This window comes from uncultured Oscillibacter sp., from assembly GCF_910584465.1.
Classification (GTDB): domain Bacteria; phylum Bacillota; class Clostridia; order Oscillospirales; family Oscillospiraceae; genus Oscillibacter.
In genome coordinates, this window is sequence record NZ_CAJUBK010000036.1 from 1 (window position 1) to 25,088 (window position 25,088).

Genomic DNA, 25,088 nt, shown 5'->3' on the forward strand with positions numbered 1-25,088 from the left:
CGGCCCTTCGTCCTGAAAAAGCAGTTCAGCGCCGCCAGCATGGAGTTGATCGTCTCCGGCTGGCGGCCCGCCGCCTCCAGGTGGGATTTCCAGCGCAGCAGACCTTCTTTCGTGACCGGCCCCGGACCTGCCCAAGCCCAGAACGCCCGGATGTCCCGGGTGTATTTTTCGACGCTCCCGCCGGCGTATTCCTGGTCTTTCAAATGCCGTGTGAACCCTTGGATATCGGATTCCCTGATCATAAGATCCCTCATCCTTCTCTCTCCTTTTTGCATATTGCGCGATCTGCGATCGAGCTCTATGATATCATAGAGCCCCGGCTGTCGAAAACCTATTCCCACCGGCCGGAGCAAATTTCTCGAACCTCTTGGAAGGTCCGAAAAACTTCGGGCCAAAATGAAAGGGGCCCCTCCCGGGCCCCCGTCGTGACGCTCTCCCTGCCGCTCGAGCCCCTGCATCCTTCAACAAACGAAGGCCCGGCGTCCTAAATGGACGCCGGGCCCTTTCATTCGTTCAGCCGTTCCGGCTCAATACATGCCGCCCTTTGAATCCACGTCAACCCACGCTTCCTATTCCACCACCGAAAAAGGATTGAAACACAGTCATTTTGGAAGATTTACCCGGAAAAGAAACCCAAAATATTGTTTGCAAGCTCTTCATATCTCTACGCAAATCTACATGCTTTCACGGGCAATTGGCGTAAGCTAGAGGTTTGCCGCAACCTTGCGAAAAGCATTTTCCACCGCATCATAATCCGTATGCGTGTAAACGTCCAGCGTCACACTCACATTGGAGTGTCCCATAATTGCCTGTAGGGATTTCACGTCAATCCCTGCTTGCTGGGCATTGGTGCAAAACGTATGTCGCAAGACGTGGGGCGTAACCCGTGGCACCGCATCCCCGTACAGCTTTGCAAACTTCTTTTGCATCCCTCGCATATAGTTCTGTAAGTGCATAGCGGCCTTGGGCTTACCATCTTTGTCTAGAAACAGAAACCCCGCATAACCATCAACAATCATTTCAACTTTTGTCGCGGCTCTATTTTGTAGTACCCTGCGAAACGCCATATATGCGCCGTCTGACATAGGAACATATCGGACACCGCTCTTTGTCTTTGGCCCTGTGATAAAATACGGCTTGTCTCCCGTTCTACACAATTGCTTGTTAATATGAATGCGACGTCTGTCAAGGTCGATATCCGCTTTGGTAAGCCCGTAAAGTTCCGACACTCTCAACCCTGTATGTAGCAGAATTTCAACATCATCGTAATAATTGCCGCTTCCATGCTCACGGATAAACGTCAAATACTGCTCCTGTTGCTCTTTTGTAAGGGCGTCTCTCACATAAGCGTCATTGGGTATAATATCACACAGCTTGAACTTAAACGGATTTTTGCGAATTGCATCGTCATCGACGGCCATTTCAAACGCCGGACGCAAAATGTTATGTACAATGCCGATTGTATTTTGCTTTAGGCCGTTGTCATGTAGGGAGAGCAACCAACCTTTTGCATCGGACAATTTAACGGACTTAATTCTACGCTGTCCAAATGCGTCCCCATGAATGCGGTTGATTGCTGAACTATATGCCCGCAAAGAATTTTTCTTCAAGCCACGGCGTAAGTTCATATAGCGGTCTACCAACTCGGAAACGGTCATTTCTCCCGCTTCACTGTCAATCCCGTCTGCCATATCCCGTTGTATATCAGTTTCTTTCTGCCTCAGTTCATCAAGTGTTTTAGCGTATACACAACGGCGTTTCCCTTTAGCATCGGTATAACGAAAATCGTATGTACCGTTTTCCCGCTGACTTTCACCAGATTTTAATACCCGGCCTTTATGGTCTTTACGCTTTCCCATGTTACCCCCTTTCCGGGAAAGCGACTTTGGATAGTATAGCTATTATATCATGCCAAAGTCTGCTTGTCCATCAAATCGAGTAACTACGGGCAATATAAGAATCAAACTGTTTCCGCTTTATCATCCGCTTACTGCCGACCCATAAAACGAACTCGCAGTTGCCAGCATTGGAAATCTCCCTTGTAGCACATCGAGCATTGTTATCATAGCATATGGGGGCCATCCTTGCACAGTTTAATTTCTGTTTAAAAAACCGATACCCCCAATTAAGAGGGTATCGGCTCATAGCTATACTATCCAAAATCACTTTCAAATTGGCGTAAGTTTGGCGTAAGTCGCTTTTCCTATCCCCCAAAAGTCCAGTGATTGCAAGGCTTACATGGATTCTATCAATACATGCCGCCCATGTCGGGAGCGGCGGGGGCGGGAGCGGGAGGCTCGGGCTTGTCGGCCACCAGGGACTCGGTGGTCAGCACCATGCCGGCGACGGAGGCCGCGTTCTCCAGAGCGGAACGGGTCACCTTGGCCGGGTCGATGATGCCGGAGGCCACCATGTCGCAGTACTCCTCTTTGTAGGCGTCGAAGCCGTGGCCCATCCCGCCGGAGCGGACCTTCTCCAAGATCACGGAGCCGTCCAGCCCCGCGTTGGCGGCGATCTGGCGGATGGGGGCCTCCAGGGCCTTGGCGATGATGCGGACGCCGGTCTTCTCGTCGCCCTCCACGCCGTCCAGCAGGGCCTCCACGGCGGGGATGACGTTGACGAAGATGGTGCCGCCGCCGGCGACCACGCCCTCTTCCACCGCGGCGCGGGTGGCGTTCAGGGCGTCCTCGATGCGGAGCTTCTTCTCCTTCATCTCGGTCTCGGTGGCCGCGCCGACCTTGATGACGGCCACGCCGCCAGCCAGCTTCGCCAGGCGCTCCTGGAGCTTCTCCTTGTCATAGTCGCTGGTGGTGTTGGCGATCTGGGAACGGATCTGGGCCACCCGGTCCTTGATGGCCTGGGAATCGCCTGCGCCGTCCACGATGGTGGTGTTCTCCTTGGTGACCTTGACCTGACGGGCGCGGCCCAGCATGGAGAGGTCGGCGGTCTTCAGCTCCAGGCCGACTTCCTCGCTGACGACGGTGCCGCCGGTCAGGATGGCGATGTCCTGGAGCATCTCCTTGCGGCGGTCGCCGAAGCCGGGGGCCTTGACGCAGACCACGTTCAGCGTGCCGCGGAGGCGGTTGACGATCAGGGTGCTCAGGGCCTCGCCCTCCACGTCCTCAGCGATGATGATGAGCTTCTTGCCGGACTGGACCAGCTGCTCCAGCAGGGGCAGGATGTCGGCGATGACGGAGATCTTCTTATCGGTGATCAGGATATAGGCGTCGTCCACGACGGCTTCCATCTTCTCCATGTCGGTGGCCATGTAGGGGGTGATATAGCCCCGGTCGAACTGCATGCCCTCCACGACCTCGCTGTAGGTCTCGGCGGTCTTGGACTCCTCGATGGTGATGACGCCGTCGGCGGAGACCTTCTCCATGGCGTCGGCGATCAGCTTGCCGATCTCCTCATCGCCGGAGCTGACGGCGCCGACCCGGGCGATGTCCTTGGAGCCGTCCACGGTCTTGGCCTGCTTCTTGACCTCGGCCACGGCGGCCTCCACGGCCTTCGCCATGCCCTTCTTGACGACGATGGGGTTGGCGCCGGCGGCCAGGTTCTTCAGGCCCTCGCCGATCATGGCCTGGGCCAGCAGGGTGGCGGTGGTGGTGCCGTCGCCGGCCACGTCGTTGGTCTTGGTGGAGACTTCCTTCACCAGCTGGGCGCCCATGTTCTCGAAGGGATCGTCCAGCTCGATCTCCTTGGCGATGGTCACGCCGTCATTGGTGATGAGGGGAGCGCCGTACTTCTTGTCCAGGACCACGTTCCGGCCCTTGGGGCCCAGGGTGATCTTGACGGTATCGGCCAGGGTATTGACGCCGGTCTCCAGCGCCTTGCGGGCGTCCTCGCCGCGCTTGATGAGCTTAGACATGATAAATCTACCTCCATAGCAGTGATTTTGTTAGGACCGTGAGATCGAACAGCGAAGCGCGTTCGATCCCACCGGGGGTCCAGGGGGCGCGCCCCTGGTCTCTCCGCTCTGCGGAGAAAGGGAGTGGAAGCATTTTCGCGACGGCATGCGCGTCACGAAGATCCCCCGACCCGTGCGCCCTGGGCGCACACACCAGTGACGCCGCGTCACTGGCGAGGGGGACCCTCAAGAGGGGACCCGTCCCCCCTTGACGTCACTCCACGATCGCCAGGATATCGTTCTGCCGGACGACGACGTACTCGACTTCCTCCAGGGTGACCTTGGTGCCGGCGTACTGGCTGGTGATGACCTTGTCGCCGGGCTTCACGGTCATGGTGACTTCCTTGCCGTCCACGGTGCCGCCGGGGCCCACGGAGATGACTTCCGCCACGGAGGGCTTCTCCTTCGCCGAGCCAGTCAGGATGATGCCGCCCTTGGTGGTCTCCTCGGTCTCCACCATCTTCAAGATCACGCGGTCTGCAAGCGGGGTGAGTTTCATTTGGGGTTCCTCCTTAAAATATGAAAATTTGAAAGATCGAGATCACTGTTAGCACTCAAATACCAGGAGTGCTAACAGTGATTATCATAGTACAGCCGCCCCCATTTGTAAAGGGGTATCGCGCCAAAAGTTATGAAGAATTTGTAAATGTTGCCGGGACCGCCAGATCCCGGGCGCGGCCTCCTATCCCAGCAGCCAGTCGTCCACGATGTCCCGCAGGGACACGGGCGTCACCGCGCCCCGGACCAGCGCCTCCGCCAGGTCCTCCACCCGCTCCCGGGAGGGGCTGAGGTCCCTCACCGCCGCTTCCTCGCCCTCCAGCTCGATCTGTACGCCGTATGACGGGCCGTCCTCCTCCGGTCCCTCCTCCAGCAGGTAATACCGCGCCTGAGACGCCCGGCACCGGGCCTCTCCCACCAGCCATTTCCGCACTCCGCTGCCCCCTCTTATTGGGACCGCCCCTCCCATCGGGAGGACCGGGCCCTTAGTACGCCAAGCATATCACGGGCCGCCCCTCGGATCTTGTCGAAAGGTGTCGGATCGACGGGGCCCCCTTCTGAAGTTTTGTCGAACCCGGTCGAAAAAAGGCCCCCTCCCGAAAGCGGCGGCCGCCGAAAAAGCCCGGGCCCCCGCCCGGCCGCCTGCGCCGCGTCCCGCTCATGTCCCCAGAGGGGGCTCCCCCGCCAACAGCGCCTCCAGCTCCTCCCGGTCGAACAGGAGGTTCAGCGCCTCCAGCAGGGCGTTGGCGGTGAGGTGCTCCGGCAGGTCCAGCCGCTTCAGGAGGCGGCGGCGCTCCTCCGCGCTCCCCGGCCCCCCGCTGAGGCCCAGGGCGAACAGGTCCGCCTTGGTGAGGGCGCCCTTCCGGTCCGCCGGGGGCCCGTCCTCGAAGGTGGCCCCCGCCCGCCGGAGGGCCTCCAGCAGGACGGCGGGCGGCATCCCCTCCACGCCCAGCTTGCCCTCCCGGCTCCCCCGGCGCTTCCGGCGCTCCTTGCCCTTCACGTCGGGGATGTACGCCTGCTTCACCTTGTCCTTCGGCAGGGCGCCTTTCAAATAGTTCCGCAGCACGAAGCCCGCCCCGTCGCTGTCCGTCAGCAGGATGAGCCCCTGCTTCTCCGCCAGCCGCCGGAGGAAGGCCAGCTTCTCCTTATCGTTGAACACGGCGAAGCCTCCCAGCGTGACGACGACCGCGTCCACCACCTGGGAGACCGCGTTCTTGTCGTAGCGGCCCTCCACCACGATGACTTCCTTGATCCGTTCCATCCTCTGCCTCCATCCTCTGCGTCCCGCGCCGGCCGGACCGCCGGAGCGGATCCGGGCCGCTCCCCGTCCGCGGGCCCTACCTCCCCCCAGGGGGGACGGCCCGGCCCGCCGCCAGCTGGACCAGCAGCAGCTTCAATCCGCCCGCGCTGTCCATGCCCCGCTCGCTCTTCATCCGGCGGTCCAGCTCCTGGCACCGGCGCACCGCCTGGGCGCACCACTCCGGCGTGGTCCGCCGGGCCGCCGCGAGCAGGAGCTTGGCGGGATAGTCGCTCTTCATCCCCCACAGCTCCATCAGCCAATAACGGTCCCGCCCGCTGTCCAGGGCCAGGCGGGCCGTCCAGATCCGGCGGAGCTGGCTCCCCAGGGCCGCCAGGATCATGATGGGCTCCGTCTGCATCTTCAATAGGTCCCCCAGGATGGACGCCGCCTGGTCGTAGCGCCCCTGGAGCACCGCGTCGGAGAGCTTGAACACCTCCGCCAAGAGCACCGGGTCCGCCACGGCATCGATGTCCGCCCTGGTGACGGTCCCCCCCTTGGCGTAGGCGGCGATCTTCTCGATCTCCGGCACCAGGCCCGTCATCAGCCCGCCGCAGGTGAAGACCAGGTGCTCCGCCTCCTGCCGGCCGATCTCCTTCCCCAGGGCCTTGAAGCGCCGGGAGATCCAGGGCAGGAGGTCCGCGCTGGACGCCGCCGGGAACTCCACCGTCTCCACATAGCGCTCCAGCGCCCCGCACAGCTTCTTCTGGGACCTGTTCGGCTTGAACTCCAGCGTGTCGTAGACGAAGACGAGGCAGCAGTACGGCGGCAGGTCCTCCAGCAGGGCGATCAGCTTCCCCCGCTGGTCCTCCCCCAGCTTGAACAGGTCCCAGTCCGTGACGACGGCCAGCGTCCGCTCCGCCATCATGGGCATGGCCTCCGCCGTCTCCGCAAGGGACTCCGCCGTCAGGTCCTTCCCCTCCAGGGCGTGGCAGTTGAAGGTCTCGGAGCCCGGCGGGATCAGCGCCTCTCGCAGCTGCCCCAGGTAGTGCTCCCGGAGGTAGCTCTCCTCCCCATAGAAGATGTAGGCGTTCCCGACGGACCCGGCGGACAGGTCCGCCTTCAGTTTTTGCAGGGCCTCCCCCTTCCGGGGGGCCCTCCTCTTGTCAGCCATGCGCTCCCTCCTGATCCCAAGCAAGATGGATCGTCCCGTGCAGGTCCGTCCGGTAGATGGCGCAGCCCTGCCGCGCCAGGCGGAGCAGGGTCTCGTCCGTGGGGTGTCCGTAGCGGTTGGCGCCCACGCTGATGCAGGCCGTCTCCGGGGACAGCGCCTCCAGCAGCGCCTGGGACGAGGCGTACTTGGAGCCGTGGTGCCCCGCCACGAAGCCCTCGATGTCCGGCAGGTCATAGGTCTCCAGCAGCTTCGCCTCCGTGGCGGCGCTCATGTCCCCGGTGATGAGGAAGTCGTCCTCCCCCACGGAGGCCAGGACCGCCAGGCCGCGCTCGTTGTCCCCGGCGCTGCCCAGGGGCGGGTAGATCGTCAGCCCGCCCTTCCCGAAGGTCAGGCGCTCCTCCCGGGTGACGGAGCGGACGCTGACGCCGCTCTCCGCCGCCGCGGCCAGGACCGCCTCCCGCAGCCCCGCGTCGTCCTCCGTCTCCGGGAGCAGCAGCGTGTCCACCTCCATGCGGGCCAGCAGGCCCGTCACGCCGGAGACGTGGTCCGTGTCGTAATGGGTGAGGATCAGCCAGTCCAGGCGCCCGCAGCCCATGCTGTGGAGCTGCCAGGCGGCCGCCGCCCCCGGGTCCTTCCAGCGGTCGGCGCTGCCGCAGTCCACCAGGGCGAACTCCCCGCCGGAGGCCAGGACGACGCTCTGGCCCTGGCCCACGTCCAGGACCAGGGCGTCCAGGTCATGTCCATAGTGGACCTGGCCCAGCCGGACCGTCAACACCAGGGTAGCCGCCGACAGGGCCGCCGCCAGCAGGTACTTCCGCCGCCCCGCCCGTTTGAAGAGGTACGCGGCGGCGAAGAGGAGGTAGACGTAGGCCACCCAATACCCCAGGAAGGGATCGGTCATGTAAAGCGCGTGATACGGGAGCCGGGAGAGGACCTTGGCCACGGCCAGGACATACTCCGCCAGCAGCCGCGCCGGGAGGGCGGTCAGCGCCCCCAGGGGCGGGTGGAGGAAGCTGACGGCCACCGCCGCCATCCCCAGGCCGAAGGCCCCGCCGGCCGCCCAGAGGCAGAGCATGCTGGCAAGCGGCGCCACCAGCACTAGGCTCCCGAAGTAGTACGCCGTCAGCGGCACGGTGAACACCATCGCGCCCATGGAGGCGGAGAAGGAGGCCGCCAGGAAGCGGGAGACCTTCCCCCGCTCCCCCTCGCCGATCAGGCATCCGTACAGCCTGGGCGTCAGCCAGAGGATGCCCGCCATGGCGGCGAAGGACAGCTGCAGGCTGACGGAGGCCGCGGCGAAGGGGTCCGCCAGCAAGATCAGGGCCAGCGCCGCCAGCAGGGACGTGGGCCCGTCGCTCTCCCGGCGGACCAGGAGCCCCAGCATCGGCAGGGACAGCATGATGCACGCCCGGAGCACCGAAGGGCTCCCGCCGGTGAGGGCGGCGTAAAACGCCAGCAGCGGGACGGCCAGCAGCGCCTGGAGCCGCCGGTCCCGCAGGAGGAGGCCCGCCAGCGCCATAAGGAAGCCGCAGTGCATCCCGGACACCGCCAGGATGTGGCTCAGCCCCGCTTCCGAGAGGGCGATGCGGGCCTCCTCCGGCACCTTGCTCCGGTCCCCGGTCAGGACCGCCGTCAGGAGCCCGGCGGCGTCGCCGGGGAACAGGGCTTCGATCCGCTCCCCCATGGCGCGGCCCAGCCGGACCGGATACCACCGGGGACTGCCCCGCTCCCCCTCCCCCGCGGTGAGCCCTCCCCGGCCATAGGCCAGGAGGAACACCCCCTTGGAGGTGAAGGTCGTGACGTCCTCGTCCCAGATCCGGGCGGCGCTTTGGAGGCGGACCTCGCCGGTGACGGTCTGGCCCGGCTCCAGCTCCAGCAGCTCCCTCCCGGCGTAGAGCACCGCCCTGCCGGGGACGCCCTCCAGCCGGACCGCCGCACGAGCGCCGAAGCCGCTCTCGGAGGCGTAGCCGCAGAGCGTGGCCGTGACGGTCCGCTCCTCCCCCGCCAGGGCCTCGGCGGGCCGCTGGACCTGCCGGTCGTAGAGCCAGCTCCAGCCCAGGCCGAGGGCCGCCGCCGCGAAGAGGACCACGCCCCGCCGCCGCCACTGCCAAGGCAGCGCCAGGGAGAGCACCCCCAGCCCCAGGGCCGCCAGCGCCCCGGCCAGGGCCCAGCCGCCCCGCAGCAGGTACTGCGCCAGGAAGACGCCCAGGGAGGATCCCCCGGCGAACACCGCCAGCCGCCTCACGGCCCCTCCTCCCGCGGCGGGGGCCACGCGCTCCCTCTGTCCCGCATCCTCATCGCCCGGACACGACCTCCCTCCCGGCTAAAAACTCCCGGAGGGGTTTCCCTCCGGGAGTCCTTTTTCGAACAGGCCCCTCTCATCCCGCCAAGATCAGACGGCTGCCGGTCATCGCCGGGGGATCCTCCGCCAGTTCCGGGACGAACTCCGTCCCGCCCTCGTCCCCCGCCGCCTGGGCCACCAGGGCGGAAAGGGCCTCCACCTCCTCCGGCGTGGTGACGGCGTAGATCCGGTCCACGCGGGCCGCCAGGCGGCTCAGGTCCAGGCCCGCCACGGTGTCCGGCCCCTCCGAGATCACCGCCTCCGGGACCTCCACGGACAGCAGGATGTCATAGGGCTCCAGGGCCGTGCCCAGCTCGCTGAGGAGCAGGTCCAGGTTGTTGGCCAGGGGGACCTCGGTGTTGTAGGCGATCTTCGGGATCTTGCCCACCGTGGGGTAGCTGAGATCCGTCAGCAGCAGCTCGTCGAAGCCCAGCTCCGCGATCTCCTTGGCCAGGGCGCAGACGTATGCCCGGGTGGCAGGCTTGGCGGGATCCAGCCAGAGGCTGTTGTTCCCGTCGTAGAAGATATAGCCCCCGGTGTTCTTCAGGCCCCGGCCCTCCACGTCGGCGTTGGCCGCCTTGAAGTCCTGGAGGCAGGCCATGCTGGCGATGGTGTGCAGCCCCTCCTGCGAGGTGAAGAGCCCCAGGGCGATGGCGGTCTCCTGCGGGTCCCCTCCCGCCTCGTCCACGACCTCCACCGCGCCGGGCACGGCGTTGGCGGAGTCGAAGTAGATGGTCCCGTTGGAGGTCTTGAGGCGTATGGCCGCGGCGTTGTAAGCCCCGGAGCCGCCGCCGAAGGCCAGCGTGTCGAACTCGCCCCATGCGCTCTGCCGCAGCGGCTGCGCCGGGAGCGAGAGCGCCACGGTCTCCTTGGGCCCCTGGTCCTCCGGCTCCTGGACGACGACATCCACGCCGCCCGCCGCTCCCTCGCCCTGGCCCTCCGGCGGCGGGACGGCCCCCTCGTCCTCCGTCTGCCAGGGCAGGTCGATATGGCGCCGGCCATCGGCGCTGTAGACGATGAACTGCTCCAGATAGATGACGCTGGCGGCCACCGCGATGACCAGCACCAATACGATCGCCATCAATACCTTCCACTTGGACCCCCGGCCCCGATAACTGCTGTAGCCTCTCGCTCCTGCCATATGCGTCACCTCTTTTCAGGATCGGCGCTCCCGTCTCCCCGGTCTCGGAGCGCTCAGCCCTCCAGGGCCATCATCTTCTCCACCCGGCGGGCGTGGCGTCCGCCCTCGAACTCGGTGGAGAGGAACACCTCCACCATCCGCTCGGCCATGTTGCGGCCGGTGAAGCCCGCGCCGATGGCCATCATGTTGGCGTCGTTGTGGCGGCGGGTCATCTCCGCCTGGAGGCAGTCGGCGCAGTGGGCGCAGCGGATGCCCCTGATCTTGTTGGCCGTGATGGAGATGCCGATGCCGGTGGTGCAGATCACGATGCCCCGCTCGCACGTGCCCTCCGCCACGGCCCGGGCGGCCGCCGCGCCATAGTCGGGATAGTCGCAGCTGTCCAGGGAATGGCAGCCGAAGTCCACCGCCTCATGGCCCAGCTTCGCCAGGACCCCCAGGATGTACTCTTTCAGTTCATAGCCGCCGTGATCGCAGCCTACGGCGATCTTCATAGCAGTATCCCCCTCGCGTCTAAAAATTTCGTGCCTTATATTGTACTCCAGATCCGTCGAAAAATCAATATGCTTTCGACCCGCAGATCTGACCTTTTTCGCGCCGCCCGCCGGTCCTACAGGCTGTGCCGGACGGGGCGCCGCCCCTGGAAGGTATAGGTGTTCTCGAACCCGCACCGGCGCAGCAGCTCCTGCCGCTCCCGGACGGCGCAGCCCACGAAGTCCACGGAATGGGCGTCGGTGCCCAGGGTGACCACCGGCCGGCGGGCCACGTCCCTGTAAAGCCGCAGCCAGCGCTCGTCCGGCAGGGGCATGCCGCCCCGGTTGGTGTTCAGCTCGATGCCGATGCCCTTGCTGTCCAGGATGGCGAAGATCCCCGCGATCTTGTCCTCGAAGCGGTCCATGCTCAGCTCCCAGCCCCGGTCCCCGTTGAGGTAGCGCAGGGGCAGGGTCAAGTGGCCCAGCACGTCGAACGCCCCCCACTGCGCCATCGCCTCCACCCGGTCCAGGTAGTCGGCGATGCCGGCGTGAGCCTCCTCCTCCGTCTTGGGGTCGAAGTAATAGAGGTCCAGGCCCCCGTACCGCCGGGAGAGCATGTGGACCGAGCCGATGACGAAGTCGAGGGGCGGCGCGTCCGCCAGCAGCGCCTCCGTATGGGAGACGTCCCAGCAGGCGTCCCCCAGCTCGATCCCCAGGCGCAGGACGATCCGGTCCCCCATGGCCGCCTTGGCGGCGGCGAACTCCGCCTCCATCGCGGACCAGTCATAGGGGCCCCGCAGGTCCGTCCCTCCCCAGACGATGGGCTCCACATGGTCGGTGAAGCAGATCTCGTCCAGCCCCGCCGCCGCGGCGGCCTCCGCCAGGGCGGTCATGGAGTCCCTGCCGTCCGGAGAGATCCGGGAGTGCATGTGACAGTCCGCCAGATACATAGGGCTCACCTCTTTTTCTTGCTTTTCCCGAAGAAGCCCTTGCGCTCGCCAGAGTCCTCATCGCCCATGGTCTCGGCGAACTTTCTCAGGGCCTCCTTCTGCTCCTTGTTCAGGTCCCGGGGGGTCTCGATGTAGACGGTGACGTACTGGTCCCCCCGGCCCCGGCCGTTGATGGACGGGATGCCCTTGCCCTTGAGGCGGAAGGTGGTGCCGCTCTGGGTCCCCTCCGGCAGGTCGTATTTCACCTTGCCGTCGATGGTGGGGATCTCCAGCTCCGCCCCCAGCACCGCCTGGGCGAAGGTGATGGGCGCCTCGCAGAGGACGGAGGTGCCCTCCCGGCGGAAGAGCTCGTGGGGCCGGACGGTGATGGTGATCAGCAGGTCGCCCGCCGGGCCGCCGTTCTTCCCGGCGTTGCCCTGGCCGCGGATGGAGATGGTCTGCCCGTTGTCGATGCCGGCGGGGATGGTCGCCTGGATGGTCTTCCGCTTCCGCACGGACCCCGCGCCCCGGCACTCCCGGCAGGGCTGGTGGACGATCTTCCCCTTGCCGCCGCAGCGGGAGCAGGGCGTGGTCGTGGCGAAGACCCCCATGGGTGTCTGCCGCCGGACCTGCACCGTGCCGGTGCCGTGGCAGTCCGGGCAGACCTCGGGGGCGGTCCCCTCGGCGCAGCCGCTGCCCTGGCAGGAGGGGCACGCCTCCAGCCGCTCCACGGTGACGGCCTTCTCACAGCCGAAGGCCGCCTCCTCGAAGCTGAGGATCAGCGACATGCGGACGCTCTCCCCCCGCTGGGGGGCGTTGGGGTTGGTCCGCCGCCCGCCGCCGAAGCCGCCGCCGAAGAAGCTGCCGAAGATGTCCCCCAGGTCGCCGAAGTCGAAGCCCGCGCCGTCGAAGCCGCCGCCGCCCGCGCCGAAGTTCGGGTCCACGCCGGCGTGGCCGAACTGGTCGTACCGGCTCCGCTTCTCCTTGTCGGACAGGACCTCGTAAGCCTCGTTGACCTCCTTGAAGCGGGCCTCGGCCTCCTTGTCGCCGGGGTTCAGGTCCGGGTGGTTGGCCTTGGCCAGCTTCCGGTAGGCCCGCTTGATCTCGTCGTCCGAAGCGCCTTTGCCCACGCCCAGGACTTCATAAAAATCACGTTTTTGTTCCGCCATATCGTCGATGCGAGGTCCGCCGCGCTCCCTCCCCGCCCCGCGGCGGGGGGACGCGCCCGTCCCTTCGCTCCTCCTCTCCGTCCCGGATCCGCCGCGCTGGGCCCCGGGAGATCAACAGGGGGATGCGGAGCCGCTTCCCAGCGGCTCCGCACGATCCCGATCTCATCTCTTCTGCTCGTCGTCGTCCACGACCTTATAGTCGGCGTCGTAATACTGGCCCTCCTGGGAGGCGCCGGGATCGCCGCCGGGCTGGGCGCCCTGGGGGTTGGCCTGCTGGTACAGCTTCTCGCTGACGGCGTAGAACGCCTGCTGCAGGGCCTCCGTGTCCGCCTTGATGGCCGCGGTGTCCGTGCCCTTCAGGGACTCCTTCAGCTTGTCGAGGGCCGCCTGGACCTTGCCCTTGTCGTCCGCGGGGATCTTGTCGCCCATGTCCGCCAGGGTCTTCTCGCACTGGTAGACCATCTGGTCGCCCTGGTTCCGGGCCTCGACCTCCTCCTTCAGCTTCTTGTCCTGGGCGGCGTACTGCTCCGCCTCCTTGACGGCCTTCTCGATGTCCTCCTTGCTCATGTTGGAGGAGGAGGTGATGGTGATGTGCTGCTCCGTGCCGGTGCCCAGGTCCTTGGCGGAGACGTTGACGATGCCGTTGGCGTCGATGTCGAAGGTCACCTCGATCTGGGGCACGCCCCGGCGGGCCGGGGCGATGCCGTCCAGGTGGAAGCGGCCCAGGGACTTGTTGGCGGCCGCCATCTCCCGCTCGCCCTGGAGGACGTTGACCTCCACGCTGGTCTGGTTGTCGGCGGCGGTGGAGAAGACCTGGCTCTTCTTCACGGGGATGGTGGTGTTCCGGTCGATCAGCCTGGTGCACACGCCGCCGTAGGTCTCGATGCCCAGGGACAGCGGGGTCACGTCCAGCAGCAGCAGGCCCTTCACGTCGCCGGTGAGGACGCCGGCCTGGAGGGCCGCGCCCATGGCCACGCACTCGTCGGGGTTGATGCCCTTGAAGGGGTCGGAGCCGGTGAAGCCCTTCACGGCGTCCTGCACGGCGGGGATGCGGCTGGAGCCGCCCACCAGCAGAACCTTGCTGAGGTCGGAGGGCTTGAGGCCGGCGTCGCTCATGGCCTGGCGCACGGGGCCCATGGTGGCCTCCACCAGGTGGGCGGTGAGCTCGTTGAACTTGGCCCGGGTGAGGGTCACGTCCAGGTGCTTGGGGCCGGAGGCGTCGGCGGTGATATAGGGCAGGTTGATGTTGGAGGTGGTGACGCCGGAGAGCTCGATCTTGGCCTTCTCGGCGGCCTCCTTCAGCCGCTGCATGGCGACCTTGTCGTTGGAGAGGTCCACGCCGTCGGTGCGCTTGAACTCGCTCACCAGCCATTTCATGACGCACTCGTCGAAGTCGTCGCCGCCCAGGCGGTTGTTGCCGGCGGTGGCCAGGACCTCGATGACGCCGTCGTCAATGTCCAGGATGGAGACGTCGAAGGTGCCGCCGCCCAGGTCGTAGACCATGATCTTCTGGGTCTGCTCCTTGTCCACGCCGTAGGCCAGGGCCGCGGCGGTGGGCTCGTTGATGATGCGCTTGACGTCCAGGCCCGCGATCTTGCCCGCGTCCTTGGTGGCCTGGCGCTGGGAGTCGGTGAAGTAGGCGGGGACGGTGATGACCGCCTCGGTGACGGTGCCGCCCAGGTACGCCTCCGCGTCCGCCTTCAGCTTCTGGAGGATCATGGCGCTGATCTCCTGGGGGGTGTAGTTCTTGCCGTCGATGCTGACCTTGTAGTCAGAGCCCATCTCCCGCTTGATGGAGGAGATGGTGCGGTCGGGGTTGGTGATGGCCTGGCGCTTGGCCACCTGGCCCACCATGCGCTCGCCGTCCTTGGAGAAGGCGACGACGGAGGGGGTGGTGCGGTTGCCCTCGGCGTTGGCGATGACGACGGCCTCGCCGCCCTCCATCACCGCCACGCAGGAGTTGGTGGTCCCCAAATCGATACCGATCACTTTAGACATGATGAAAGCCTCCTAAGATATATGAAAATATATTGATGATACCATGGGACGAGCGCCCGGACGCGGCCTCAATTGGCGACCTGCACCACGGCGTGGCGGATCACCTTGTCCCCCAAGGCGAAGCCCGCCTGGAAGACCTGGACCACCTCGTTCTCGCCGAAGCCCTCGTCGTCGATGTGCATGACGGCCTCGTGCCGCTCCGGGTCGAAGGGCTGGCCCAGGGCCTCGATCTGATCGACGCCCAGCTTCTTCAGCAGCTCCTTGTACTGGGCGAAGATCATCTCCAGCCCCTTCTTGTGGGGGTCGTCCTCCCCGCCGGGGGCGCCGGCGGCCCGCTCCAGGTTGTCATAGACCGCCAGGAACTCCCGGACGGTGTCCGCCTTGGCGTCCTGGTAAAGCGTCTCCTTCTCCTTGGCGGTGCGCTTGCGGTAGTTGTCGTACTCCGCCGCCAGGCGGGCGAACTGGTCCTTCGTGGTCTCCAGCTGCTTCACGGCCAGCTCCATCTGCTCCGCCTGCTCCAGGGTGAAGGTGATGCCCTTCTCCTTCTTCTTCCGGCTCTTGGGCGCCTTCTCGGCGGGCCCGCCCTCCTGTGCCTGGGGGGCCTCCTGTCCCTCTCCCTCCACGGGCTGTTTGTTCTCCTCGTTCATTCCGCTTCCTCCTTCGGGGGCAACCCCTGTTTCCCAAACGATCTCGTCAGCCCCTCGGCGAAGCCGGCGAGCCGGGCGGCCACCGCCGCGTAATCCATCCTCGTGGGGCCCACCACGCCGATGAGCCCCCGCATGTCGTCTCCGATATCATAGCTGGCCACCACCACACTGGTGTCCTTCAGCGCCTCCTTGACGTTCTCCGGGCCGATCAGGATCTCCATGGACCGGTGCTCCGGCATGGGGAGCTCCTCCTTGCTGTCGGCCAGGAAGCTCATCAGCTCGTGGGCCTTGTCCGCGTCCCGGAACTCCGGCAGCTTCAAGAGCCGGCTGGCCCCGGCGGTGACGATCTCCCGCTGCCCCGCCTCCTCCAGCACGTCCGATGCGTAGTTCACGGCCTGGGACAGCAGCAGGAACATCTGGGGGCCCGTCTGGTCGGCCATGTTCATCAGCCGCTGGCTCATGCCGCCGGGATCGATGCCGACGAAATGGCTGTTCAGCAGGTTCGCCGCGGCAGACAGGTCCGCCGGCCCCACCTTCAGCTGCGTCCGCAGCAGCTGGCTCTTCACCCGGCTGTCGCTGGTCATCATGACCAGGATGCACGCCCGCTCGTCCACCGCCAGCAGCTCGAAGCGCCGGGCGGTGACGCCGGACTTCCGGGCGGCGGCGACGTAGGCCGGGTAGCGCACCAGGGCGGAGACCGCCCGGCCCGCCTGGGCCAGGAGCCGGTCCAGCTCCTCCATCTTCATCTGGAGGGACTGGTCGATCTTCTCGATCTCCGCCAGGGACAGGCGCTGCTCCTCCATCAGCTCGTTGACGTACAGCCGGTAGCCCTTGGGGGAGGGCATCCGCCCGGCGGAGGTATGGGGCTGTTCCAGATAGCCCATCTCCGTCAGGTCGGACAGCTCGTTGCGGATGGTGGCGGAGCTGACGCTGCCGCCCATCTCGGAGGCGATGGCCTTGGAGCCCACCGGCTCGGCGGTGCGGACATAGTCCTCCACCACCACCTTCAATATCTGCCGTTTTCGGTCTGAGAGCTCCACGGCGGCCTCCTGCGTCCAAGACCCCGTCGGGGTCGTCTTCGATGCTTTAGCACTCCTTTTCCCCGAGTGCTAAAGCGAGTTTACCACCGGAGCGGATCGTTGTCAATGGATGGATATAAACAAATTGTAAACAAACCGGGCCGGCCCCGGGCCTCCCCCGCGGAGGGCCCCCGGGCCATGCTCTGCCCCGGGCCGCGGGCCCCTCCGCCCCATCCCGCCGCGCATCCTGAGGGGCGCATCCGCCCCTGTCCGCGGGCCGGGCGACGCGAAAATACCGAAAGTCGGCTGGGGGGATCTGAAAGTAAAAAAAATTTACTTTACTTTTTAAGCAAGAGCTGGTATCATATTCTAGTGTGTGGGATATGCAACAGAAAGGGATGAGCACATGCTTAGTGAGCAGGAGCTGGGGAAAAGCCCGCTTTTCCATGACATCAGCTACCAGGACTACCGGGAGATCTTGGCCTGTTTCCAGGCGGTCCAGCGGTCCTTCCGGCCCGACGAGCTGATCTACGATTTCTCCACGGACGCCGTGGGCGTGGTGGAGCGGGGACAGGCCTCGCTGATCCGCATCGACGAGGAGGGCGTGGCCACCGTGCTGGAGGATCTGGGCTCCGGGGGCGTCTTCGGCAAGACCCTGGCCTTCGCCGGATCCACGGGAGACAGCCTGGAGGTGGTCTGCCGCCGCCCATGCGACGTGGTCTTCATCGATTACGCCCATATCCTCAGCCGCTGCGGCAGCGCCTGCCGCCGCCACAGCATCCTGGTCCAGAACATGCTCCAGCTGATGGCGGACAAGGCCCAGGCCCTCTCCTGCCGGGTGGACGTGCTGTCCCGGCGGTCCATCCGGGAGAAGCTGATGTGCTATTTCCGCCAGCTCTCCCAGCAGGCGGGGAGCCGCACCTTCACCCTCCCCTTCTCCCTCAGCACCCTGGCGGACTACATCGCCACGGACCGCAGCGCCATGATGCGGGAGCTCAAGCGCCTCCGGGAGGAGGGCAGCGTCCGCTCCGACGGGCGGCAGTTCACCCTGCGGCAGTGACGCCGGATACATACGGGGCCATCCCGACGAAAGCGAGGCCGTCCCATGGATCGTTATGAACAGCTCCGCGCCTTCCGCAACACGAAGAACCGCTTCGGCCGGCGGCTGGGCATCTATGTGGAAGAGCTCCGGCCCGGCTTCGCCCGGGCCGTCAAGACCGTGACGGAGGAGGACCTGAACCCCGTGGGGCTCCCCCACGGCGGCGTCTACTTCTCCCTGGCCGACACCGCCTGCGGCTCCGCCATGGCGGCCTGCGGCGACGTGTGCGTCACCATCGACAGCTCCTTCCACTTCCTGAAGAGCGCCAGGCTGGGCGACGTGCTGACGGCGGAGGCCCGGGCGCTCCCGGGCGGCAGGACCGTCTGCACCCTGGAGGTCCGGATCACCGGCGCGCAGGGGGAGCTGTTCGCCGCGGGCATCTTCACCTTCCGGCGGCTGGACCAGCCGCTCCAGCCGGACCTTTGACGGATCCGGCCCGCCGGGGGAGGCCCCCCGCAGGCTGGATTTCCAAGATCCCGGGGACGCCCGGCCGAGGGCGCGCGGGAGCCCTGGGGAGGGCCTCCCGCGCGTGCCCTCCTCCCCGTCCCCCGGGCCCTCCGCCTTCCCCGACAGACTGCGGACCGGGCGGCTGCCAACGGCCGCCCCCCCCCCGGTCCCGTTTCATCCGATGTAAGGCAGGATCATCGAGGCCAGCAGGGCCAGCACCAGCACCGCCACCAGCAGCAGGGCCACCGCCCGCTTCAGCTTCCCGTTCATGTCGTCTCCTCCTTCGTCAGGATCTTCCGGATGCTCTTCTCCGCCTTGCTCCGGGGGAGCATCAGCTCGTGCCCGCAGCCGCGGCACCGGAGCTTGATATCCATGCCCACCCGCAGGATCTCCCACTGCGTGCCGCCGCAGGGGTGGGGCTTCTTCAGTTCTACCAGATCGTGGAGATGCAGGTCCATCATGTCCTCCTGTCAACCATTTCAGTCTGCCGCATATATTGGCTTATCAAAGTCGGTGCCGTCACGAACGGCAGATAGGATGCGATCGATCATGCCGGAAAATAAACTGTACCCGCCGGAGGGCCTCCGCCCCCCGGCCGCCATCGGCCTCCCCGCCCTGCAGGAGGCCCTGGAGAGCGGAGCGGTCCTGGAAGCTCCCGTCCAGCGCTGCGGCGTGGACCATGCCCTCCATCTGGATCTGGGCGGCGTCCAGGGCCGCATCCCCCGGGAGGAGGCCGTGGCCCCCTGGATCAGCGGAGCGGAGCGGGACATCGCCGTCCTCTCCCGGGTGGGGAAACCCACCTGCTTCACCGTCACCGCGCTGGAGGCCGACGGCAAGGGCGCGCCCGTCGCCCTCCTGTCCCGCCGGGCCGCCCAGGAGGAGGCCATGGCGTACTTCCTGGACCACCTGGAGCCGGGGTCCCTCCTCACCGGCCGGATCACCCGGCTGGAGAGCTTCGGGGCCTTCGTGGACATCGGCCGGGGGATCGTGGCCATGCTGCCCATCGAGCACATCTCCGTCTCCCGCATCGCCCATCCCAGGGACCGCTTCCAGACGGGCCAGAAGATCCTGGCGGCGGTGTGGTCCATCGACCGCGCCGCCAGGCGGATCGCCCTCACCCACCGGGAGCTGCTGGGCACCTGGATGGACAACGCCAGCCGCTTCCGCCCCGGCGAGACGGTGCGGGGCGTGGTGCGGACGGTGAAGGACTACGGCAGCTTCATCGAGCTGGCCCCCAACCTCTCCGGCCTGGCCGACGCCAAGGAGCGCCTGGCCCCCGGCGACGGGGTGTCCGTGTACATCAAGAGCATCCGCCCGGAGCGGATGAAGATCAAGCTCCAGGTCATCGAGAAGCTGCCCCCCGCCCCGCCGGAGCCCATCCGCTATCAGATCACCGACGGGAAGCTGGAGCGCTGGACCTACTCCCCGCCGGGGTACGAGAAGCCGGCGGTGGAGACGGTCTTCACAGTCCCCGGCCCTTGATCTTCTCCCAGTACGCCTTGGCGGCCTGTTCCGTCTTGTTCTCCCCCCACTCGTAATACCGCGCGCCCTTCAGCGCGTCGGGGAGGTACTGCTGGTCCACCCAGTGGCCGGGGAAACTGTGGGGATAGAGGTAATGCTGCTCATGGTCGAAGCCGGTGGTGTCGGCGTGGACGTTCTGGAGCTGCCGGGGCACGTCCCCGGTGCGGCCCGCCCGGACGTCCGCCCGGGCCCGGCCGATGCCCTCCACCACGCTGTTGGACTTGGGCGCGGTGGCCAGCAGGATGGCCGCCTGGGCCAGGGGGAGCTGGGCCTCCGGGAGCCCCAGCTGCATGGCGGCGTCCACGCAGGACTTCACGATCGCCACGGCCTGGGGGTACGCCATCCCCACGTCCTCGCTGGCGGAGCACAGCAGGCGGCGGCAGGGGGTCACCAGATCCCCCGCCTCCAGGAACCGGGCCAGATAGTGGAGGGCGGCGTCGGGGTCGCTGCCCCGGAGGGACTTCATCAGCGCGGAGGCGATGTCGTACATGGCGTCGCCTCCCTTGTCGTAGCGCATGGCGCTGCGCTGGGAGACCTGGGCGGCGTCCTCCTTGGAGATGAAGAGGCCCCCCTCCCTGGGCCGGGCGGTCCGGCTGAGGAGCTCTACGGCGTTCACCGCCTTGCGCACGTCCCCGCCGCAGGCCGTGGCGATCTGGAGGGGCAGCCCCTCCTCCCAGCTCAACGGCAGGGGGGCGCGCGCCTCCTCGATGCCCAGCGCCCGGAGGACGGCGGCCTCCGCCTCCTCCGGCGGCACGGCCTTGAACTCGAAGACCGTGCTCCGGCTGAGGAGGGCGCCGTAAACATAGAAATAGGGGTTCTCCGTGGTGGAGGCGATGAGGGTCAGCTTGCCGTTCTCCATGAACTCCAGCAGGCTCTGCTGCTGCTTCTTGTTGAAGTACTGGATCTCGTCCAGGTACAGCAGCACGCCGCCGGGGGCCAGCAGGGTGCCCACGTCGGCGATGATGTCCTTCACGTCCTGGAGGGTGGCCGTGGTGGCGTTGAGCCGGTAGAGGGCCTTGTGGGTCCGCTCGGCCACGATGTTGGCGATGGTGGTCTTCCCGGTGCCGGAGGGGCCGTAGAAGACCATGTTGGCCTCGGTCCCGCTCTCGATCAGGCGGCGGAGCACCGCGCCGGGGGCCAGCAGGTGCCTCTGGCCCACGACTTCGTCCAATGTCTTCGGGCGGATCTCATCCGCCAGGGGGCGCTGCATGGCGGTCCCTCCTTTTCGTCTCGCAAGTCCGTGAGAGAGGATTATACCACATCGGCGGCGAAGTTTCCACCCAGGATGAAAAAATCTTTCCCGGCTGGACATCCCTCCCGCCCCATAGTATAATAGGATCCGTAGCCCGGACGATATTCCTAATAATCAGGACTATCCTCTCTTCCCATTTCCATCCAGCGGGCCTACAATAAAGCGCAGAGATCTCGAAAATATTTCACTAAAACGGTCGATCTTCATGTATCGAAAGGAGCGGTCCCTATGTCTATCCTCGTCGCCGGCGGCGCCGGCTACATCGGGAGCCACACCTGCGTGGAGCTCATCCAGGCAGGCTATGATGTCATCGTGGCGGACAACCTTTACAACTCCAGCGAGGAGGCCATCCGCCGGGTGGAGCGGATCGTGGGGAAGGAGGTCCCCTTCGTCAAGACCGAGCTCTGCGACATGGCGCAGGTGGAGGCCCTCTTCGCCCAGCGGCCCGACATCGACTCCGTCATGCACTTCGCCGGGCTCAAGGCCGTGGGCGAGAGCGTCTCCAAACCCCTGGAGTACTATTCCAACAACCTCATCAGCACCCTCTACCTCCTCCAGGCCATGCGGGCCCACGGCGTGAAGGACTTCGTCTTCTCCTCCTCCGCCACGGTCTACGGCGACCCCGCCACCGTGCCCATCCGGGAGGACTTCCCCACCGGCGGCACCACCAACCCCTACGGCACCACCAAGCTCTTCCAGGAGCGCATCCTCTCCGACTACTGCGCCGCCGATCCCACGCTGAACGTGGCCCTGCTCCGCTATTTCAACCCCATCGGGGCCCACGCCTCCGGCCTCATCGGCGAGGACCCCAACGGCATCCCCAACAACCTCGTGCCCTATATCGCCAAGGTGGCCGTGGGCCAGCTGGAGAAGGTCCACGTCTATGGCAACGACTACGACACCCCCGACGGCACCGGCGTCCGGGACTATATCCACGTCGTCGACCTCGCCAAGGGCCATGTGGCCGCGCTGAAGAAGCTGAAGAGCGGCTGCGGCCTCTTCGTCTGCAACCTGGGCACCGGCAAGGGCTACAGCGTCCTGGACGTGGTCCGCGCCTATGAGAAGGCCTGCGGCCACGCGCTGCCCTACGTCATCGACCCCCGCCGCCCCGGCGACATCGCCCAGTGCTACGCCGATCCCGCCAAGGCCCGGGACGAGCTGGGCTGGACGGCGGAGCTCGGCATCGAGGAGATGTGCGCCTCCTCCTGGAAGTGGCAGTCCATGAACCCCAACGGTTACAAAGGAGGGAACGTATGAACGAGCCTGTCCTCGTCATCATGGCCGCCGGCATGGGGAGCCGCTACGGCGGGCTCAAGCAGCTGGACCCCGTAGGCGGCCACGGCCAGCTCATCATCGACTATTCCATCTATGACGCCCGCCGGGCGGGCTTCAAGACCGTGGTCTTCGTCATCAAGCCGGAGATCGAGGCGGACTTCAAAGCCTGCATCGGCGACCGGGTGTCCCGGTGCATGGACGTCCGCTATGTCTACCAGCTCAAAGAGGACCTGCCGGAGGGCTACCGCGTCCCGGCGGAGCGGCAGAAGCCCTGGGGCACCGCCCACGCCGCCCTGGCCGCCCGGACGGTGGTCGACGGCCCCTTCGCCGTGATCAACGCCGACGACTACTACGGGCCGGAGGCTTACCGGGAGATCTACGACTACCTCAGCACCCACCAGGACGGGGATCTGTATGAATACGTCATGGTCGGCTACCTCCTCAAGAACACCGTCAGCGAGAACGGCACCGTGGCCCGGGGCGTCTGCGAGGAGACGGAGGACCGCTACCTCTCCCGGATCACCGAGCGGACCAAGATCGCCCAGGGCCCGCCCCTGCGCTACACCGAGGACGGCGGCGCCACCTGGACCGAGCTGCCGGAGGACACCATCGTCTCCCTGAACATGTGGGGCTTCACCCGGAGCTTCCTGGACGAGGCCTGGGCCCGGATGCCCGCCTTCCTGGACAGGGCCCTGGCGGAGGACCCCGCCAAGGCGGAGTATTTCCTGCCCAGCGTGGTCAGCCAGCTCATCGAGGAGGGGAAGGCCCGGGTCAAGGTCCTGCGGAGCGAGGACAAGTGGTACGGCGTCACCTACCGGGAGGACAAGCCCACCGTGATGGGCGCCATCGCCGAGAAAACGAAGGCCGGCCTCTACCCGGACCGGCTGTGGGAGGTCTGACATGAGCGCCGCGGAAAACAAGCTCCAGGAGGCCCTGGCCGCCTTCGACTTCGGGGCCCCCGTGGTGGGCGCCCTGCGCTATGGCAAGGGCCATATCAACGACACCTTCGTGGTCCACACCCAGCCGGAGGACCTCTCCTGCCGCCGCTTCATCCTCCAGCGGATGAGCGCCGCCGCCTTCAAGCGCCCCGATGAGCTGATGGAGAACATCATCGGCGTCACCGAGTACCTGGGCCGCCGGATCGAGGCCGCCGGCGGCGACCGGGACCGGGAGGCCATGCGGGTCCTCCGCCCCCGGGACGGCGAGCCCTATTTCACCGACAGCGAGGGCGGCGCGTGGCGGGTCTATCCCTTCGTGGAGCACACGACCTGCTTCCAGTCGGCGGACACGCCGGAGCTCTTCGCCGCGTCGGGCCGGGCCTTCGGCCGCTTCCAGCGGCTGCTGGAGGGGTACCCGGCGCAGACGCTGCACGAGACCATCCCCCGCTTCCACGACACGGAGGACCGCCTAGCCAAGCTCCGGGCCGCCGTGGAGGCGGACCCCCTGGGCCGGGCGGAGGGCTGCGGGCCGGAGATCGCCTTCGCCATGGAGCGGGCGGCGGACTGCTCCGTGGCCCTGGACGCCCTGCGGGCGGGGAAGCTCCCCCTCCGGGTCACCCACAACGACACGAAGCTGAACAACGTCCTGATGGACGAGGCGACCCATGAGGGCGTGTGCATCATCGACCTGGACACGGTCATGCCGGGCCTGGTGCTCTACGACTTCGGCGACTCCATCCGCTTCGGCGCCAACCACAGCGCCGAGGACGAGCGGGACCTGAGCAAAGTGGACCTGGACGTGGACCTCTTCGCCGCCTACACCGGCGCCTTCCTGGAGGGCGTGGGCGGGGCGCTGACGGACACGGAGATCGAGTACCTCCCCTGGGGGGCCAAGCTCATGACCCTGGAGTGCGGGATGCGCTTCCTGACGGACCACCTGGAGGGCGACCGCTATTTCCATATCAGCCGGGAAGGCCAGAACCTGGACCGCTGCCGCACCCAGTTCAAGCTGGTGCGCGGCATGGAGGAGCGCTGGTCCCAGCTGGAAGCCATCGTGGGACGATACATCGGATGAACATACTCTTCGACGAGGAGCGCCTGCGCAAGCTGATCGCCAACCTGAAGATCCTCACCGGGGTGCCCTCCAATATCCTGGACCCGGAGGGCCGGGACATCAACCTCTTCCGGGGGCACCCGCCCTTCTGCCGGGCCATCAACGACCTGCCCGAGGGCCACGAGCGCTGCGTCGCCTGCGACCGCTGCAAGATCCAGCACTACACGGCGGAGAAGGGCTTCCAGTTCTACCGCTGCCACGCCGGCATCTGCGAGGCCGTCATGCCCCTCTACGACAAAAAGAACCCCCTGGCCTACCTGGCGGTGGGCTGCTACCTGGACGACTCCCCCATCGAGGAGCAGTGGCAGAACACCCGCTCCCTCCTGGACTGGTGGCCCGACGGCCCCGATGCGCTGAAGGACGCCTTCTTCCAGTTCCACCAGTATTCCCGGCAGGAGATCCTGGCCTATACCGAGACCCTGGAGGCCCTGTCCTCCTACATCCAGCTCAAGGGCATGATCCTGACCACCGAGCAGACGGACCTCCAGAAGCTGGAGCTGTACCTGGACCAGCACTACATGGAGAAGCTGTCCCTGGCCTCCATCTCCAAGGAGCTCCACATCGGCCGGACCAAGCTCTGCGCCCTGGCCAAGGAGCTCTCCGACGGCCGCACCCTCTCCCACCTGATCGCCCAGCGCCGGATCGGCGCGGCCAAGCGGCTGCTGCTCCAGAGCAGCCTGCCCATCTCCGCCATCGGGGAGGCGGTGGGCATCAGCGACTACAACTACTTCTCCAAGGTCTTCCGCTCCGCCACCGGCATGACCCCCAGCGCGTTCCGCAAGGACGCCCGGGACGCGGCGGCGGGAGCGGCCTCCCGGCCGGGCTGACCGGCCGGGGGCCGTGCGCCCCCCCGGCCTCTGCGTCCCCCGCCGCCGGACGGATCCGTCCGGCGGCGGCGCGCCCTCTGAC

Annotated in this window: 24 protein-coding genes and 1 pseudogene; 7 read left to right on the forward strand and 18 right to left on the reverse strand. The window is 66.3% G+C overall.

The genetic code is table 11. The features are described 5' to 3' along the window. From QZ332_RS09115 to hrcA, 16 genes and pseudogenes are all read right to left on the reverse strand, one after another. A pseudogene (locus tag QZ332_RS09115) lies at positions 1 to 203 on the reverse strand (integrase); the annotation flags it as partial. A gap of 501 nt (positions 204 to 704) precedes the next feature. Continuing rightward, positions 705 to 1,859 carry a tyrosine-type recombinase/integrase gene (locus QZ332_RS09120; RefSeq protein ID WP_295764550.1) on the reverse strand — a complete coding sequence of 385 codons (1,155 nt, stop codon included), beginning with the start codon at positions 1,857 to 1,859 and terminating at the stop codon, positions 705 to 707. 70 nt (positions 1,860 to 1,929) lie between these two features. Further along, entirely contained in the window at positions 1,930 to 2,145 is a 216-nt protein-coding gene (locus QZ332_RS09125; protein ID WP_367116658.1) for an excisionase, read from the reverse strand. Between the two features lie 103 nt (positions 2,146 to 2,248). Continuing rightward, on the reverse strand, positions 2,249 to 3,871 hold the full coding sequence (gene groL, locus QZ332_RS09130; RefSeq protein ID WP_295764551.1) for a chaperonin GroEL: 1,623 nt from the start codon (positions 3,869 to 3,871) through the stop codon (positions 2,249 to 2,251). Between the two features lie 253 nt (positions 3,872 to 4,124). Further along, on the reverse strand, positions 4,125 to 4,409 hold the full coding sequence (gene groES / locus QZ332_RS09135; RefSeq protein WP_295764552.1) for a co-chaperone GroES: 285 nt from the start codon (positions 4,407 to 4,409) through the stop codon (positions 4,125 to 4,127). Between the two features lie 183 nt (positions 4,410 to 4,592). Then, on the reverse strand, positions 4,593 to 4,841 hold the full coding sequence (locus QZ332_RS09140; RefSeq protein WP_295764553.1) for a DUF6514 family protein: 249 nt from the start codon (positions 4,839 to 4,841) through the stop codon (positions 4,593 to 4,595). A 225-nt stretch (positions 4,842 to 5,066) separates the two neighbouring features. Beyond that, the gene (locus tag QZ332_RS09145; protein ID WP_295764554.1) at positions 5,067 to 5,669 is read right to left on the reverse strand and encodes a toprim domain-containing protein; all 603 of its coding nucleotides are present in this window, start codon (positions 5,667 to 5,669) and stop codon (positions 5,067 to 5,069) included. Positions 5,670 to 5,745: 76 nt separating this feature from the next. Beyond that, positions 5,746 to 6,819 carry a DNA polymerase III subunit delta gene (holA, locus tag QZ332_RS09150; RefSeq protein ID WP_295764555.1) on the reverse strand — a complete coding sequence of 358 codons (1,074 nt, stop codon included), beginning with the start codon at positions 6,817 to 6,819 and terminating at the stop codon, positions 5,746 to 5,748. Continuing rightward, positions 6,812 to 9,064 carry a DNA internalization-related competence protein ComEC/Rec2 gene (locus QZ332_RS09155; RefSeq protein WP_295764556.1) on the reverse strand — a complete coding sequence of 751 codons (2,253 nt, stop codon included), beginning with the start codon at positions 9,062 to 9,064 and terminating at the stop codon, positions 6,812 to 6,814. Before QZ332_RS09155 ends, holA begins: the two co-directional genes overlap by 8 nt. A gap of 133 nt (positions 9,065 to 9,197) precedes the next feature. Further along, the gene (locus tag QZ332_RS09160; protein WP_295764557.1) at positions 9,198 to 10,301 is read right to left on the reverse strand and encodes a putative glycoside hydrolase; all 1,104 of its coding nucleotides are present in this window, start codon (positions 10,299 to 10,301) and stop codon (positions 9,198 to 9,200) included. Between the two features lie 53 nt (positions 10,302 to 10,354). Then, positions 10,355 to 10,792, reverse strand: a complete 438-nt coding sequence (gene rpiB, locus QZ332_RS09165) for a ribose 5-phosphate isomerase B (RefSeq protein WP_295764558.1) — start codon at positions 10,790 to 10,792, stop codon at positions 10,355 to 10,357. A 116-nt stretch (positions 10,793 to 10,908) separates the two neighbouring features. After that, positions 10,909 to 11,721, reverse strand: a complete 813-nt coding sequence (locus tag QZ332_RS09170; RefSeq protein WP_295764559.1) for a histidinol-phosphatase HisJ family protein — start codon at positions 11,719 to 11,721, stop codon at positions 10,909 to 10,911. A 5-nt stretch (positions 11,722 to 11,726) separates the two neighbouring features. After that, positions 11,727 to 12,869, reverse strand: a complete 1,143-nt coding sequence (dnaJ, locus tag QZ332_RS09175; protein ID WP_295764560.1) for a molecular chaperone DnaJ — start codon at positions 12,867 to 12,869, stop codon at positions 11,727 to 11,729. A 162-nt stretch (positions 12,870 to 13,031) separates the two neighbouring features. Then, a complete protein-coding gene (gene dnaK / locus QZ332_RS09180; RefSeq protein ID WP_295764561.1) occupies positions 13,032 to 14,867 on the reverse strand; it encodes a molecular chaperone DnaK in 1,836 nt (611 codons plus the stop codon). Positions 14,868 to 14,935: 68 nt separating this feature from the next. After that, entirely contained in the window at positions 14,936 to 15,514 is a 579-nt protein-coding gene (locus QZ332_RS09185; RefSeq protein ID WP_295764563.1) for a nucleotide exchange factor GrpE, read from the reverse strand. Then, positions 15,511 to 16,554 (reverse strand): heat-inducible transcriptional repressor HrcA, encoded by a 1,044-nt coding sequence (gene hrcA / locus QZ332_RS09190; protein WP_295764565.1) that lies wholly within the window; start codon positions 16,552 to 16,554, stop codon positions 15,511 to 15,513. The genes QZ332_RS09185 and hrcA overlap by 4 nt, the downstream gene beginning before the upstream one ends. Positions 16,555 to 16,939: 385 nt before the next feature. Between hrcA and QZ332_RS09195 the strand changes: the two genes are divergently transcribed. Together QZ332_RS09195 and QZ332_RS09200 are read left to right on the forward strand one after the other, a co-directional pair. Then, on the forward strand, positions 16,940 to 17,593 hold the full coding sequence (locus QZ332_RS09195; protein WP_295764567.1) for a Crp/Fnr family transcriptional regulator: 654 nt from the start codon (positions 16,940 to 16,942) through the stop codon (positions 17,591 to 17,593). A gap of 45 nt (positions 17,594 to 17,638) precedes the next feature. After that, the gene (locus QZ332_RS09200) at positions 17,639 to 18,058 is read left to right on the forward strand and encodes a PaaI family thioesterase (RefSeq protein ID WP_295764569.1); all 420 of its coding nucleotides are present in this window, start codon (positions 17,639 to 17,641) and stop codon (positions 18,056 to 18,058) included. 287 nt (positions 18,059 to 18,345) lie between these two features. Here the strand turns inward: QZ332_RS09200 and QZ332_RS09205 are convergent, their stop codons facing one another. Next, positions 18,346 to 18,537: a DUF951 domain-containing protein gene (locus QZ332_RS09205; RefSeq protein WP_295764571.1), complete on the reverse strand. Its 192-nt coding sequence runs from the start codon at positions 18,535 to 18,537 to the stop codon at positions 18,346 to 18,348. Between the two features lie 91 nt (positions 18,538 to 18,628). Here QZ332_RS09205 and QZ332_RS09210 point away from each other — a divergent pair, with 91 nt between their 5' ends. Beyond that, positions 18,629 to 19,561 carry a S1 RNA-binding domain-containing protein gene (locus QZ332_RS09210; RefSeq protein ID WP_295764573.1) on the forward strand — a complete coding sequence of 311 codons (933 nt, stop codon included), beginning with the start codon at positions 18,629 to 18,631 and terminating at the stop codon, positions 19,559 to 19,561. Here QZ332_RS09210 and QZ332_RS09215 read toward each other — a convergent pair. After that, positions 19,542 to 20,810, reverse strand: a complete 1,269-nt coding sequence (locus QZ332_RS09215; RefSeq protein ID WP_295764575.1) for a replication-associated recombination protein A — start codon at positions 20,808 to 20,810, stop codon at positions 19,542 to 19,544. The genes QZ332_RS09210 and QZ332_RS09215 overlap by 20 nt on opposite strands. Before the next feature lie 270 nt (positions 20,811 to 21,080). Here QZ332_RS09215 and galE point away from each other — a divergent pair, with 270 nt between their 5' ends. The 4 genes from galE to QZ332_RS09235 are packed head-to-tail and all read left to right on the forward strand — an operon-like array spanning position 21,081 to position 25,006. Next, the gene (gene galE / locus QZ332_RS09220; RefSeq protein WP_295764577.1) at positions 21,081 to 22,109 is read left to right on the forward strand and encodes a UDP-glucose 4-epimerase GalE; all 1,029 of its coding nucleotides are present in this window, start codon (positions 21,081 to 21,083) and stop codon (positions 22,107 to 22,109) included. After that, positions 22,106 to 23,026: a sugar phosphate nucleotidyltransferase gene (locus tag QZ332_RS09225; RefSeq protein ID WP_295764579.1), complete on the forward strand. Its 921-nt coding sequence runs from the start codon at positions 22,106 to 22,108 to the stop codon at positions 23,024 to 23,026. The genes galE and QZ332_RS09225 overlap by 4 nt, the downstream gene beginning before the upstream one ends. 1 nt (position 23,027) lies before the next feature. Continuing rightward, positions 23,028 to 24,140, forward strand: a complete 1,113-nt coding sequence (locus tag QZ332_RS09230) for a phosphotransferase enzyme family protein (protein WP_295764580.1) — start codon at positions 23,028 to 23,030, stop codon at positions 24,138 to 24,140. Beyond that, on the forward strand, positions 24,137 to 25,006 hold the full coding sequence (locus tag QZ332_RS09235) for a PocR ligand-binding domain-containing protein (RefSeq protein WP_295764582.1): 870 nt from the start codon (positions 24,137 to 24,139) through the stop codon (positions 25,004 to 25,006). Before QZ332_RS09230 ends, QZ332_RS09235 begins: the two co-directional genes overlap by 4 nt. The last annotated feature ends 82 nt before the right edge of the window (positions 25,007 to 25,088 follow it).